Consider the following 13,351-nt stretch of genomic DNA (forward strand, 5'->3'; position numbering starts at 1 on the left):
CCGGAATCAGGCGGGCAGGTAGGCGAGGCGCACGTAGATCGGCGCGAACGGTTCGGGTTGCGTGATCTCGACGAGCGATTCGCGCGCGAGCTCGAGCATCGCGATGAAGTTCACGACGACCACCGGCACGCCGCGCGACGTGTCGAACAGCTCGGCGAACTCCATGAAGCGCGCATTCTGCAGCCGGCGCAGGATCAGGCTCATGTGCTCGCGCACCGACAGCTCCTCGCGCGAGATCTTGTGATGCTGGACGAGCTTCGCGCGCTTGAGCACGTCGGCCCACGCGGCGCGCAGGTCGTCCGAGTTCACGTCGGGAAAGCGCGGCGTGATGCTCTGCTCGATATAGACCTCGGCGCGCAGGAAGTCGCGGCCGAGCTGCGGCAGTTGATCGAGGCGCTGCGCGGCGAGCTTCATCTGCTCGTATTCGAGCAGCCGGCGCACCAGCTCCGCGCGCGGATCCTCGGCTTCCTCGCCGGTGTCGGCCTTCTTGACCGGCAGCAGCATCCGCGACTTGATCTCGATCAGCATCGCGGCCATCAGCAGATATTCGGCTGCCAGCTCGAGATTCGACGTGCGGATCTGGTCGACATAACCGAGGTATTGCGCGGTGACCTGCGCCATCGGGATGTCGAGCACGTTGAAGTTCTGCTTGCGGATCAGGTACAGCAACAGGTCCAGCGGGCCTTCGAAGGTCTCGAGGAACACCTCGAGCGCATCGGGCGGGATGTACAGATCCTGCGGCAGCTTGAAGAGCGGCTCGCCGTACAGACGTGCGAACGCCGCGACACCGTCGACGGTGTCGGGCGTCGAATCGGCGCCCGCGGGCGCGGCGATCGCGTCGTCCTTGCGGGCGGCGCTGGCCTCGTCGGCGGCGCTCACGTCGTCAGAAGTTCTGGTAGTAGACGTAGGACGTTTGCTTCACGCGCGATTCCTGCTGCTCGGCGCGCTCGTCGAGGTCGATCGGCTGCTTGTCCCACAGCAGGGCACGACCCTTGCGTTGCTCTTCCTCGAGCGTCGGCTTCTGTTGCTTGAGCTGGTTCAGGAACTGCGTGACGTCGGACTGGTACGGCATGGCTTGGCTTTCCGTTTCTGGCGGCGCACGATGCGCCGGATTCGCGATGGCGGGATTTTACCGCATAGCGGGGAACAGCCGGTGTCAATCGCACGTCGAACGCGCTGGCCGCGCTGGCCGCGCTGGCCGCGCTGGCCGCGCTGGCCGGGCTGCCGGCCGCCGGCGTTGCGTGCAAGCATCAAAGCGGCGCCGCTGCGGGCGCGGCCGCGGCCGTGTGGTCAAATACAGGGTTTTCCACGAAATCACGACAACCGAGGGCGAGGTCATATTTGGCGGGTCCGGCGAACCACTACCACGCAGATACGGCGCACGACGCGGCCGCACGTTCGGCCCGCGATTCGCGCCGGCGCTCGCGGCGCGGCGCCGCCGCCGCGGCGCGGGCCGCCGTCGCGGGCTGCGTCGCCGCATTCTTCGCGCTGCCCGCCTATGCCAAATACGACGTCGACATCGACGCGCCGCGCGCGATCCGCAAGCTGCTCGGCGCGCACCTCGACATCGCGCGCTTCGCGAAGCGCGACGACATCAGCGACGATCAATTCGACTTCCTCGTGACGGCCACGCCGCAGCAGGTGCGCGACCTGACCGCGACGGCCGGCTATTTCTCGCCGGTCGTGCGCACCGACGTGCGCAGCCGCGACGGCAAGCGCGACGTGCGCGTCGCCGTCGACCCGGGGCCGCAGACCGTCGTCTCGGCGGTCGACCTGACGTTCAAGGGCCCGGTCGACGCCGAAGACCCGAAGCAGGAGGCCGCGACGCGCTTCGCGTTCTCGCTGAAACCGGGCGACCCGTTCACGCAGTCCGACTGGGACGGCGCGAAGAACGCGGCGCTCAAGCAGTTGCAGTCGCGCCGCTACCTCGGCGCGAAGATCGTGTCGTCCGAGGCGCGCGTCGATCCGCGCACGCAGCGCGCGACGCTGGCCGTCACGTTCGACAGCGGCCCGACCTTCACGATCGGCAAGCTCGATGTCGACGGCGTGCGCCGCTATCCGGAAAAGATCGTCACGAACGTCAATCCGCTGTCGGAAGGCGAGATCTACGACGTGCAGCGCATCGCCGAGCTGCAGCGGCAGCTGCAGAACACGCCGTACTACGCGAGCGTCGCGATCGACGTCGGCGACGACACGTCGAAGCCCGAACGCACGCCCGTACACGTGAAGGTCAGCGAGTTTCCGTACAACAGCATCCGCGGCGGCGTCGGCTACGCGACGGACACGGGCCCGCACGTGCAGGGGTCGTACACGTACCTCGACACGTTCGGCGCCGCGTGGCCGCTCACCGTGTCGGGCCGGCTCGACCAGATCCAGCAGTACGGGCAGGTCCAGCTGTCGATGCCGCCCGGCCAGAAAGGATGGACCAACAGCGTGCTCGCGTCGTACACGAACACCAACGTGTCGGGCACGCGGATCTACAGCGCGCGGGTCGGCGCGCAGCGCACGCGCTCCGGCCAGTTCATCGACTACGCGTACTCGCTGATGTACTACCAGGACCGGCTCGACCAGAACAGCGCCGGCCCGACCACGAGCCGCGCGCTGGTGCCGCAGTGGTCGTGGACGCGCCGCAACGTCGACGATCCGCTGTTCCCGCGTTCGGGCAACCTGATCCACGCGGAAGCCGGCTTCGCGATCAAGGGCGTGCTGACCGACCAGACCTTCATCCGCGGCTACGCGCGCGGCCAGCAATACCTGCCGATCGGCAGGCGCGACCTGTTCGTGTTCCGCGCCGAGCTCGGCGGCGTGTTCACCAGCGGCAGCTCGGCCGGCGTGCCGGCATCGCTGCTGTTCCGCGCGGGCGGCTCGAACTCGGTGCGCGGCTACGGCTATCAGAGCATCGGCAACAACGTCGACGGCTCCGTGCTGCCGACCAAGTACCTCATGACCGGCACCGCCGAATACCAGCATTGGTTCAACCACGACTGGGGCGCCGCGACGTTCTTCGACATCGGCACCGCGACCGATGCGTGGGGCGAGCGCGTGTTCTATCCGGGCGTCGGCATCGGCGCGCGCTGGCGCAGCCCCGTCGGCCCGATCAACGTCGACGTCGCATACGGGCTGCGCAACCGCAGCGTGCGCCCGTACCTGACGCTCGGCATCGCTTTCTGACCTCGCAGCCCGATCCACGACGAACCGCATGACGAAGGACCCGAACGACACGCCGCCGCCTCACGATCCGGACTCGCCCGAGGGTGCGCCCCACGGTGAGCCCGACACGCCGCCGCGTGCGCGGCGGCGCGGCCGCGCGTGGCGCGTCGTCGCGTGGACGCTCGCGACGCTCGTGTTGCTGGTCGTGCTGGCGGTCGCGCTCGTGCTGGCTGCGGCGACCACCGAGCGCGGCACGCGGCTCGCGTGGCAGAGCGCGGTGCGCGTGCTGGGCGGGCGCCTGGCCGGCACGCTCGAGGGCGGGTCGCTCGCGACCGGCGTGCGGCTGCGCGACTTCGCGTGGACCAGCCCGGCCGGCGCGGGCACCGAAGTGCGGATCGATCGGCTCGACGGCCGCTGGGCGCTGACGCGCGCGCCGTGGCGCCTGTCGATCGCATATCTGCGCGCGGGCACCGTCGACGTGCGGATCGTGCCGGGACCGTCGAAGCCGTCGACGCCGCCGCAGGACCTGCGCGTGCCGCTGCAGCTGCGCATCGACGACCTGCGCGTCGATCATCTGGCGATCCACGAAGGCGCATCGACGACCCAGCTCGACCATCTCGCGCTGAACGGCCGCAGCGACGGCCGTCACCACGAGCTCGCGCTCGACGGCGTCGACACGCCGTACGGCGCGCTGACCGCGCGCGCCAAGCTCGACGGCGTGAAGCCGTTCGCGCTGACGGGCACCGCGACGTACGCCGGCAAGCTCTCGGACGAACCGGTCAACGCGAGCGCGAACGTGTCGGGTTCGCTCGAAGCGCTCGTCGCCGACGTGTCCGCGAGCGGGATGAAGCTGAATGGCCGCGCGCACGTCGAGGCCGCGCCGTTCGGCGCGGTGCCGCTCACGCGCGCGTCGCTCGCGTTCGATCACGTGAATCCGCAGGCGCTTGCGCCCGGCGCGCCGGCCGCCAACCTCGCGCTGCGCGCCGAGCTCGCGCCGGTCACCGCCGCGCCGGGCGCCGCAGCCGCGAAGGGCTTCGCCGTGACGGGGCCGGTGTCGATCGTCAACGCGAAGCCGGGCACGCTCGGCGAGCACCTGCTGCCGGTCGTCGACGCGCATGCGACCGTGAAGCTCGACGCGCATGCGCAGCGCATCGACGGCCTCGCGCTGAAGCTGATCCGCGACGGCAGCGTGACGGGCGGCGGCACGCTGACGGGCGGCAAGGGCCGCTTCGATCTGAAGGCCGCGAACCTCGACCTCAATGCGTTCGTCGCCCAGTTGCGGCCGATGCGTCTCGGCGGCCCGCTCGGCGTGACGCTGGCCGGCGGCGTGACGACCGTCGACTTCGACCTGAACGATCCGAAGCTCGCACTGGGCGCGCGCGCGAAGGTCGCGCTGACGTCGCAGCAGACGGTGCTGTCCGACGCGCGCGTGACGGCCGGCAAGGGCCGCATCGACCTGACCGGCGTGTTCCGTCACGACGCGCATGCGAGCTACGACGCGAAGGCGACGCTGACCGCGTTCGATCCGCTGCTGCTCGCGGCGCTGCAGGCGCCGGCCGCAGGCGGCGGCAAGCAGCCGAAAGCGCCGGCGACGGCGCGGCCCAGGCGCGGCGAAACGCGCGTGTCGGGCACGCTGACCGCATCCGGCGCCTTGGCGCCGCAGTTGTCGACCAAGGCGACCTTCAAGCTCGGCGACAGCCTGTACGACGGCGTGCCGCTGACCGGCGCCGGTGTCGTGCAGCTCGCCGGGACGCGCATCCTGCCGAGCAACGCGAACCTGTCGATCGTCGGCAACCACGTCGACCTGCACGGCAGCTTCGGCGCGCCGGGCGACCGGCTCCGCTTCGTCGTCGATGCGCCGGCGCTCGAGCGGCTCGGCTTCGGCTTGCAGGGGCTCGTGCAGGCGCAGGGCGACCTGACCGGCAGCTTCGCGCATCCGAACGTGACGGCCGCCTACAAGGTGCAGCACTTGGTGATCGGCTCGAACCGGATCGGCGCCGCCGATGGGCACGCGGACATCCGCGACGGCGCGAACGGCACGCTGGTGTTCACCGCCGACGCGACCGACGTCGCGCTCGGCTCGCTGCAGCTGAAGTCGCTGCGCGCGAACCTGAACGGCACGCGCGCGAAGCACACGCTGGAGGCATCGGCGACGGGCGCGGCCGGCGGCCGCATGATCGACCTGACGGTCGCGGCCAACGGCGGCGTGGTCGAGAATCGCGACGGGATGCGCTGGGACGGCACCGTCACGCGCCTCGCGAACCGCGGCACGCCGACGCTCGCGCTGCAGGCACCGCTCGCCGTGTCGGCCGGCGCCGGCCGGGTGACGCTCGGCGCCACGCAGCTCACGCTCGAAGGCGCCGCGATCGACCTGAAGTCGTTCGTGTTCGATCACGGCCAGATGCGCTCGGCCGGCGCCGTGCGCGGCGCGTCGGTCGCGCGCTTCCTCGAGATCCGCCAGGCGCTGACGGGGCAGCGCTCGCCGGTGCGAACCGACGTCGTGCTCGACGCCGACTGGGACTTCTCGCTCGGCGCGAACTCGACCGGCTACCTGCAGGTGAAGCGGCGCGGCGGCGACGTGACGATCGAGACGGGGCGCGGCATCGCATCGCTCGGGCTGACCGATCTGTCGGCGCGCGCGAACTTCGTGCCGGGCAACCGCCTCAACGTCGTGGCGCTCGCGAAGGCGAACCGGGTCGGCACGCTCGACGCGAACGTCACGGTGCCGGTGGCGCTGCGCGACGGCGTGTTCGGCGTCGTCGACGACGGCCCGCTGGCCGGCCGCATCGACGCCGACATCCCGTCGCTGCGGGCGACCGGCAACCTGTTCGGGCCGAGCTACCTGCTCGGCGGGCGCGCGGCGCTGAAGCTGACGATCGCCGGCACGCCGGTCAAGCCGAGCGTGTCCGGGATGCTGACGGGCGACGAGCTGTCCGCGACGCTGGTCGATCAGGGCGTGCAGCTGAAGGACGGCATCGTGCGCGTCAAGCTGGCGGAGAACCTCGTCGAATTCCAGCAGGTCGAGTTCCACGGCGGCGACGGCACGCTGCGCGCGATCGGCCGCGTGCGGCTCGACGGCGAGGCGCCCGACCTGACCGCGAGCATCGTCGCGGACAAGCTCGAGCTGTTCGCCGCGCCGGACCGCAAGCTGTCGCTGTCGGGCAAGGCGACCGTCGCGAACGACGGGCCGCGCGGCGCGCTGTCGATCGACGGCAAGTTCGTCGTCGATCACGCGCTGTTCGACCTGCCCGAGCAATCGGCGCCGCACCTGTCCGACGACGTCGTGATCGTCGGCCCCGAGGGCACGGTGCGCGGCGACGTGCAGACGGGTACCGCGGCGGCCAAGCCGCAGAAGGTCGAGAACAAGCCCGCGCCGTCGCTCGCGCCGCGCGCGAACATCGACATCGGCCTCGGCAACGATTTCCGCTTCAAGGGGCACGGCGCGGATCTCGGGCTGCGCGGCACCATCACGGTGATGAGCGCGCCGGGCGTGCCGCTGCGCGCGGTCGGCAACGTGCGCGTGACCGAAGGCTCGACCTACACGTCGTTCGGCCGCAAGCTCGCGATCGAGAACGGCTTCTTCACGTTCAACGGCCCCGTGTCGAACCCCGGCGTGAACATCCTCGCGATGCGGCGCAATCAGGAGGTCGAGGCCGGCGTGCAGGTGACCGGCACGATCCAGTCGCTGACGGTCAAGCTGGTGTCGGAGCCGAACGTCACCGACAACGAGAAGCTGTCGTGGCTGCTGTTCGGGCACGGCACCGACCAGGGCAACAACGTCGGCCAGCAGGGCACGATGACGGCCGCGCTCGCGCTGCTCGGCAGCGTGACGGGCAAGCGGGTCGCGCAGACCTTCGGCCTCGACGAATTCTCGATCGGCCGCAGCGACGTCGGCCTGACCGATCCGCAGGTGATCCAGGTGTCGAAGGCGATCAACGAGCGCTTCGTGCTCGGCTTCGAGCAGGGCTTGCAGTCGGCCAGCAACGCGTTCAAGGCGACCATCAACCTGACGCGCTTCTGGTCGGTGTCCGCGTACGGCGGCACGTTCCAGGGCGTCGATCTGAACTACACGCGGCGCTTCGACCGCTGGTTCAGCCAGCGCTGACCGAGCCCACGCACGCACGGCCCGTGGCGCGACCATGAAAAAAGCCCCGCACGTCATCGTGCGGGGCTTTTTCGTTGTGGCGGGTGCGGCGGGCCGCTTACTTCACGCGCATGCCGGGCTTCGCGCCGCTGTGCGGCTCGAGGATGTAGAGGCCCGGCTCGGCCTTCTCGTCGGCGGCCGACGCCGCGAGCACCATCCCTTCGGAGAGCCCGAACTTCATCTTGCGCGGCGCGAGGTTCGCGACCATCACCGTCAGCTTGCCGACGAGCTGCTCCGGCTGATACGCCGACTTGATGCCCGAGAACACGTTGCGGGTCTTTTCCTCGCCGACGTCGAGCGTGAGCTGCAGCAGCTTGTCCGAGCCTTCGACGGCCTGGCACGCGACGATCTTCGCGATGCGCAGATCGATCTTCGCGAAGTCGTCGATCGAGATCGGGCCGTCGTTCGCGGCGTTCGCGGCGGCGGCCTTCGCGTTCGCCTTGGCCGGCTTCGCGTCCTTCGCGGCGGCGGCGCCGGTCGCGCCCGAGGCGGCCGCCGCAGCAGCGCCGTCGGCCTGCAGCGAACCGCGGTTCGCGGCGAGCAGCGCGTCGATCTGCTTCGCGTCGACGCGCGTCATCAGATGCTGGTACGCGTTGATCGGCTGCGCGGACGACAGCGGCTTCGCGGCATCGGCCCATGCGAGCGGCGCGATCCCGAAGAACGCCTCGACGGCCTGCGCGACGCGCGGCATCACCGGCTTCAGCGCGAGCGACAGCAGGCGGAACGCCTCGAGGCTCACGCTGCAGGTCTCGTGCAGCGCGACCGCGTTGGCCGGATCCTTCGCGAGCTCCCACGGTTTCGCGCCGTCGACGTACGCGTTGACTTCGTCGGCGAGCTCCATCGTCTGGCGCAGCGCGCGGCTGTATTCGCGGGCTTCGTAGTGCGCGGCGATCGAGTCGATCGCGCTGCGCAGCTTCGCGACGAGCGGATGATTCATCGCGCTGTCCTGCACGCGGCCGTCGAAGCGCTTGATCAGGAAGCCGGCCGCGCGGCTCGCGATGTTCACGTACTTGCCGACCAGATCGCTGTTCACGCGCGCCTGGAAGTCGTCGAGGTTCAGGTCGATGTCTTCCATCGTCGCGTTCAGCTTCGCGGCGAAGTAGTAGCGCAGCCACTCGGGGTTCAGGCCCGTGTCGATGTAGCTCTGCGCGGTGATGAACGTGCCGCGCGACTTCGACATCTTCGCGCCGTCGACGGTCAGGAAGCCGTGCGCGAACACGTTGGTCGGCGTGCGGTGGCCCGAAAATTCGAGCATCGCCGGCCAGAACAGCGTGTGGAAATACAGGATGTCCTTGCCGATGAAGTGATACTGCTCGGCCGTCGCGCCCGGGCGGACCCACGCGTCGAAGTCGATGCCCTTGCGCTCGCACAGGTTCTTGAAGCTCGCGTAGTAGCCGACCGGCGCGTCGAGCCACACGTAGAAATACTTGCCGGGCGCGCCGGGGATTTCGAAGCCGAAGTAGGGCGCGTCGCGCGAGATGTCCCAGTCGGCGAGCTTCGCTTCGCCGGCGTCGCCGAGCCATTCGCGCATCTTGTTGGTCGCTTCGGGCTGCGCGAGGCCGCTGACCCAGTCGCGCAGGAACGACTCGCAGCGCGGGTCGGACAGGCGGAAGAAGTGGTGCGTCGACGTCTTGCGCACCGGCGTCGCGCCGGACACGACCGAGTACGGGTTCAGCAGGTCGGTGGGCAGGTAGGTCGAGCCGCACACTTCGCAGCTGTCGCCGTACTGGTCCTTCGCGTGGCACTTCGGGCATTCGCCCTTGATGAAGCGGTCCGGCAGGAACATTTCCTTGACCGGGTCGTACGCCTGCTCGATCTCGCGCTCGGCGATCAGGCCGTTTTCCTTCAGCGCGACGTAGATCTTCTCGCTGAGCACGCGGTTTTCGTCCGAATCGGTCGAATAGAAATTGTCGAACGACACGCCGAAGCTGTCGAAGTCGCGCTTGTGCTCGGCCCACACGCGGTCGATCAGCTGCTTCGGCGTGAGGCCTTCCATCTCGGCGCGCAGCATGATCGGCGTGCCGTGCGTATCGTCGGCGCCGATGTAGTAGACCTCGTGCCCGTGCATTCGCAGCGTCCGCACCCAGATGTCGGTCTGGATGTACTCGACCAGATGGCCGATGTGGATCTGGCCGTTGGCATAGGGAAGGGCGGACGTAACGAGGATCTGGCGGCTGCCTTGCGGCGCCGCGGCCTGCACGGAAGCGAGGTCGGTTGCGGACATAGGGTCTGTAGAAGGAACGGCTAAACGACGGAAACTGCGATTCTAGCAGGGGCGCGGGTCGCCCAGTCGGGCCGGGGCGGTGCGAGGGCGGGCGCGGCGTGCGGCGCCCATGAAGTGCGTGCCCGGCGCTGCGATGCTGCGCCGCAGCACGAAAATTCCGGGCAAAAAAAACCGGGGCGGATACGGCCCCGGAGCAACAACGACAAGAGGAGAATGGTGACGCGCCGGCTGCGCCAGCCGCGTACCGTAAAGACAGACCGCGGGTCGCGACAGAAGTTCGAAATTTTTTTCGATTTGTTACGGAGCCCGCGGCAAGCCTTGTGGCACGCGGCCGCGCGCCGAATGCGCGGCCTCGTCTCCGGTCGTCGTGCCGCTTACTGCTGCGCTGCGCGCAGGTAGATTTCGACGCGGCGGTTCTGCGCGCGGCCGGCTTCGGTCGCGTTGTCCGCGATCGGGTTCGACGCGCCCATGCCCTGTGCCGACAGGCGGCCGCCGGCGACGCCGCGCTGCACGAGCGCATTGACGACGCTCTGCGCGCGGTTCTGCGACAGCGTCTGGTTCAGCTGTGCCGAGCCCGTGCTGTCCGTGTAGCCGACGATCGAGGCCGTCACTTGCGGGTTCTGGTTCAGCGTCGTCGCCAGATCGTTCAGCAGCGGCGTGAATGCCGGCGTGATCGCGTACTGGTTGGTGGCGAACGTCACCGAGCTCGGCACGTTCAGCTTCAGCGAGCCGTCCGGCTGCTCGGTCACCTGCGTGCCCGTCTTCGCTGCCGACGGCGCGAGCTTGTTCTTGATCGCCTGCCAGTTGTAACCCGTCACGCCGCCGACCAGCGCGCCGACGCCCGCGCCGATCGCCGCGCCCTTGCCGCCGCCGGCCAGCGCGCCGATGCCCGCGCCCAGCGCCGCGCCCGTGCCGGTGCCGACGGCCGTGTTGTTGCCTTGCTGCGTGGCGCAGCCGGCGAGCAGTGCGCCGGCGAGTGCGAAGACGGACAGGCGAGTCGCGATTTTCATGTTCATCTTGGATTCCTCTGTTGGTTGAACGAGTCGACAACGACGACAAACATCAGGTGCGGCTCCGTTGCACGGACGCCCGGAAAACGGCGGGCAGGCCCGTGTAGACGGTTGCCGCGAAGGCGGCTGCATGCCCTGTTCGCCAGCGGGGCTGTTCGTACAGGGCGACGCATCAGCCTCTACAATATAGGCGGTTCGCGGCCGATTTGGCCCCATAGCATACCGCACGCGAAGATTGCGCCGTCGTGCGCATTCGCGCAATGGCGTGCAACAGATTCTTTCACTTTTCCTGATTTTTGCTGCGTAATTTGATCTTTTTTGACGATTGCGCGTGGAAAAACGATTTCACGGAGTTTCGATGAGCATTGACCGGGCACAAGTCGACGCCGCGCTGGCGGCTGTCGTCGACCCCAACACCGGCCGTCCGTATGCGGCCAACAAGGGCGTGCGCAACGTCGCGATCGATGGCGACGTCGTGGCGGTCGACGTGGTGCTCGGCTATCCGGCGCGCAGCCAGCACGATGACGTGCGCGCGCGCGTCGCGGCGGCCCTCCAGGCCGTGCCGGGCGTGCGTGACGCACGTGTCGCCGTGTCGCAGGAGATCGTCGCGCACACGGTGCAGCGCGGCGTGAAGCTGCTGCCGAACGTGAAGAACATCGTCGCGGTCGCGTCGGGCAAGGGCGGCGTCGGCAAGAGCACGACGGCCGTGAACCTGGCGCTCGCGCTCGCCGCCGAAGGCGCGTCGGTCGGCATTCTCGACGCCGACATCTACGGCCCGTCGCTGCCGACGATGCTCGGCATCCACGGCCAGCGCCCCGAGTCGCCGGACAACCAGTCGATGAACCCGCTGGTCGGCCACGGGCTGCAGGCGAACTCGATCGGCTTTCTGATCGACGAGGACAATCCGATGGTGTGGCGCGGCCCGATGGCGACGTCGGCGCTCGAGCAGCTGCTGCGGCAGACCAACTGGCGCGAGCTCGACTACCTGATCGTCGACATGCCGCCGGGCACCGGCGACATCCAGCTCACGCTCGCGCAGCGCGTGCCGGTGACGGGCGCGGTGATCGTGACGACGCCGCAGGACATCGCGCTGCTCGACGCGAAGAAGGGGCTGAAGATGTTCGAGAAGGTCGGCATTCCGATCCTCGGCATCGTCGAGAACATGAGCATCCACGTCTGCTCGAACTGCGGGCACGAGGAGCACATCTTCGGCGCGGGCGGCGCCGAGCGGATGGCGAAGGACTACGACGTCGACGTGCTCGGCAGCCTGCCGCTCGACATCGCGATCCGCGAGCGCGCCGACAGCGGCACGCCGACGGTCGTGGCCGACCCGGACGGCGCGCTGGCGCGGCGCTATCGCGACATCGCGCGCGGCGTCGCGCTGGCGATCGCGGAACGGGCGCGCGACATGACGTCGAAGTTCCCGTCGATCGTTGTTCAGAATACTTAAAGCCCTTGCGGGGCGGGCCTGCACGCTGTTTACGGCGCCGCGAGGCGCGGTATCATGGCGACTTTTCCCGGGTCCCTTTACCCGCCCGGTATGGCCGCCGTGTTACAACGGCCGCCAGCCGGCATGAGGATCGAATGAACCAACGACACCACGGCGCGTGCGTCGGCCGCGCGCGGCGCGCGCTGCTGACCGCCGCCGCGCTGGGCCTGCTGGCCGGCTGTACCTCCTTTTCCTCGACGCACGAGAAGCGCGCCGACGCCCAGTTGCAGCCGACCGTCGGCTCGCAGGCGCGCGGCGCGGTCACGTTCGTCGAGCGCCCGGACGGCGTCCAGGTCACTTACAACCTGGTCGGGCTGCCGCCGAACACCGATCACGCGCTGCAGGTGCACGAACGCGGCGACTGCAACGCCGGCGACGGCTCGAGCGCCGGCCAGGTGTTCGCGCCGGCCGCCGACCGGCTGCGCGCCGGCGCGCGCGTCGCCGGCGATCTCGGCAACATCCACGCGGACGCGAACGGCGTCGCCGCCGGCTTCATCGTCGCGCCCGATCTGGCCCTCGACGGCGTGCGCTCCGCGTTGAACCGCGCGGCGCTGGTCTACCGCGACCCGAGCGATCCGGCGTTCGCGCAGCACGGCGCGGGGCCCGCGCTGGCCTGCGGCGTGATCCGTTGAGCGCCGCCGCGTACACGCGGCGATCATCGCGTAAAATGTCCGGTTTTCCCGGCTGCCGCGTCGACGCGGCGGCCGCCGTCTGTCACCGTCACGCACCGTTTCCTGGCGCCCCGTTATGAGCATCAAGTCCGACAAGTGGATTCGGCGCATGGCCGAAGAACACAAGATGATCGAGCCGTTCGTGCCCGATCAGGTTCGCGCGTCCGAGGACGGCCGCAGGATCGTCAGCTACGGCACGTCGAGCTACGGCTACGACATCCGCTGCGCGGACGAATTCAAGATCTTCACCAACATCAACTCGACGATCGTCGATCCGAAGAACTTCGACGAAGGTTCGTTTGTCGATTTCAAGGGCGACGTGTGCATCATCCCGCCGAACTCGTTCGCGCTGGCCCGCACCGTCGAATATTTCCGCATCCCGCGCACGGTGCTGACCGTCTGCCTCGGCAAGTCGACGTACGCGCGCTGCGGAATCATCGTCAACGTGACGCCGTTCGAACCCGAATGGGAAGGCTACGTCACGCTGGAATTCTCGAATACCACGCCGCTGCCCGCGAAGATCTACGCGAACGAAGGCGTCGCGCAGGTGTTGTTCTTCGAAAGCGACGAAGTGTGCGACGTGTCGTACGCCGATCGCGGCGGCAAGTATCAGGGTCAGCGCGGTGTCACGCTGCCGAAAACCTGATCTGCTTGCATAACGTC

At 69.0% G+C, this 13,351-nt stretch carries 9 protein-coding genes; 5 read left to right on the plus strand and 4 right to left on the minus strand.

Annotated features, from left to right (window positions below; all coding sequences use genetic code 11):
- Window positions 1-6: 6 nt before the first annotated feature.
- On the minus strand, window positions 7-879 hold the full coding sequence (locus AK36_RS17230; RefSeq protein WP_011885714.1) for a segregation and condensation protein A: 873 nt from the start codon (window positions 877-879) through the stop codon (window positions 7-9).
- Window positions 880-883: 4 nt separating this feature from the next.
- On the minus strand, window positions 884-1,072 hold the full coding sequence (locus AK36_RS17235; protein WP_011885713.1) for a DUF3460 family protein: 189 nt from the start codon (window positions 1,070-1,072) through the stop codon (window positions 884-886).
- Between the two features lie 269 nt (window positions 1,073-1,341).
- On the opposite strand from AK36_RS17235, the gene AK36_RS17240 reads away from it, so the two are divergent.
- Together AK36_RS17240 and AK36_RS17245 are read left to right on the plus strand one after the other, a co-directional pair.
- Window positions 1,342-3,171: an autotransporter assembly complex protein TamA gene (locus AK36_RS17240; protein ID WP_045578875.1), complete on the plus strand. Its 1,830-nt coding sequence runs from the start codon at window positions 1,342-1,344 to the stop codon at window positions 3,169-3,171.
- 28 nt (window positions 3,172-3,199) lie between these two features.
- On the plus strand, window positions 3,200-7,255 hold the full coding sequence (locus AK36_RS17245; RefSeq protein ID WP_045578876.1) for a translocation/assembly module TamB domain-containing protein: 4,056 nt from the start codon (window positions 3,200-3,202) through the stop codon (window positions 7,253-7,255).
- A 97-nt stretch (window positions 7,256-7,352) separates the two neighbouring features.
- Here AK36_RS17245 and metG read toward each other — a convergent pair whose 3' ends face one another.
- Both metG and AK36_RS17255 read right to left on the minus strand, forming a co-directional pair.
- Entirely contained in the window at window positions 7,353-9,518 is a 2,166-nt protein-coding gene (gene metG / locus AK36_RS17250; protein ID WP_045578877.1) for a methionine--tRNA ligase, read from the minus strand.
- A gap of 374 nt (window positions 9,519-9,892) precedes the next feature.
- Entirely contained in the window at window positions 9,893-10,534 is a 642-nt protein-coding gene (locus AK36_RS17255) for a YiaD family glycine zipper/OmpA-like lipoprotein (protein WP_011885709.1), read from the minus strand.
- 352 nt (window positions 10,535-10,886) lie between these two features.
- Between AK36_RS17255 and apbC the strand changes: the two genes are divergently transcribed.
- From apbC to dcd, 3 genes are all read left to right on the plus strand, one after another.
- Complete coding sequence (apbC, locus tag AK36_RS17260; protein ID WP_034192601.1) at window positions 10,887-11,978, plus strand: iron-sulfur cluster carrier protein ApbC; 1,092 nt, start codon at window positions 10,887-10,889, stop codon at window positions 11,976-11,978.
- A 134-nt stretch (window positions 11,979-12,112) separates the two neighbouring features.
- Window positions 12,113-12,649 (plus strand): superoxide dismutase family protein, encoded by a 537-nt coding sequence (locus tag AK36_RS17265; RefSeq protein WP_014723460.1) that lies wholly within the window; start codon window positions 12,113-12,115, stop codon window positions 12,647-12,649.
- 115 nt (window positions 12,650-12,764) lie between these two features.
- Window positions 12,765-13,334, plus strand: a complete 570-nt coding sequence (gene dcd, locus AK36_RS17270; RefSeq protein WP_006398615.1) for a dCTP deaminase — start codon at window positions 12,765-12,767, stop codon at window positions 13,332-13,334.
- The last annotated feature ends 17 nt before the right edge of the window (window positions 13,335-13,351 follow it).

This window comes from Burkholderia vietnamiensis LMG 10929, assembly GCF_000959445.1.
GTDB classification, from domain to species: Bacteria; Pseudomonadota; Gammaproteobacteria; order Burkholderiales; family Burkholderiaceae; genus Burkholderia; species Burkholderia vietnamiensis.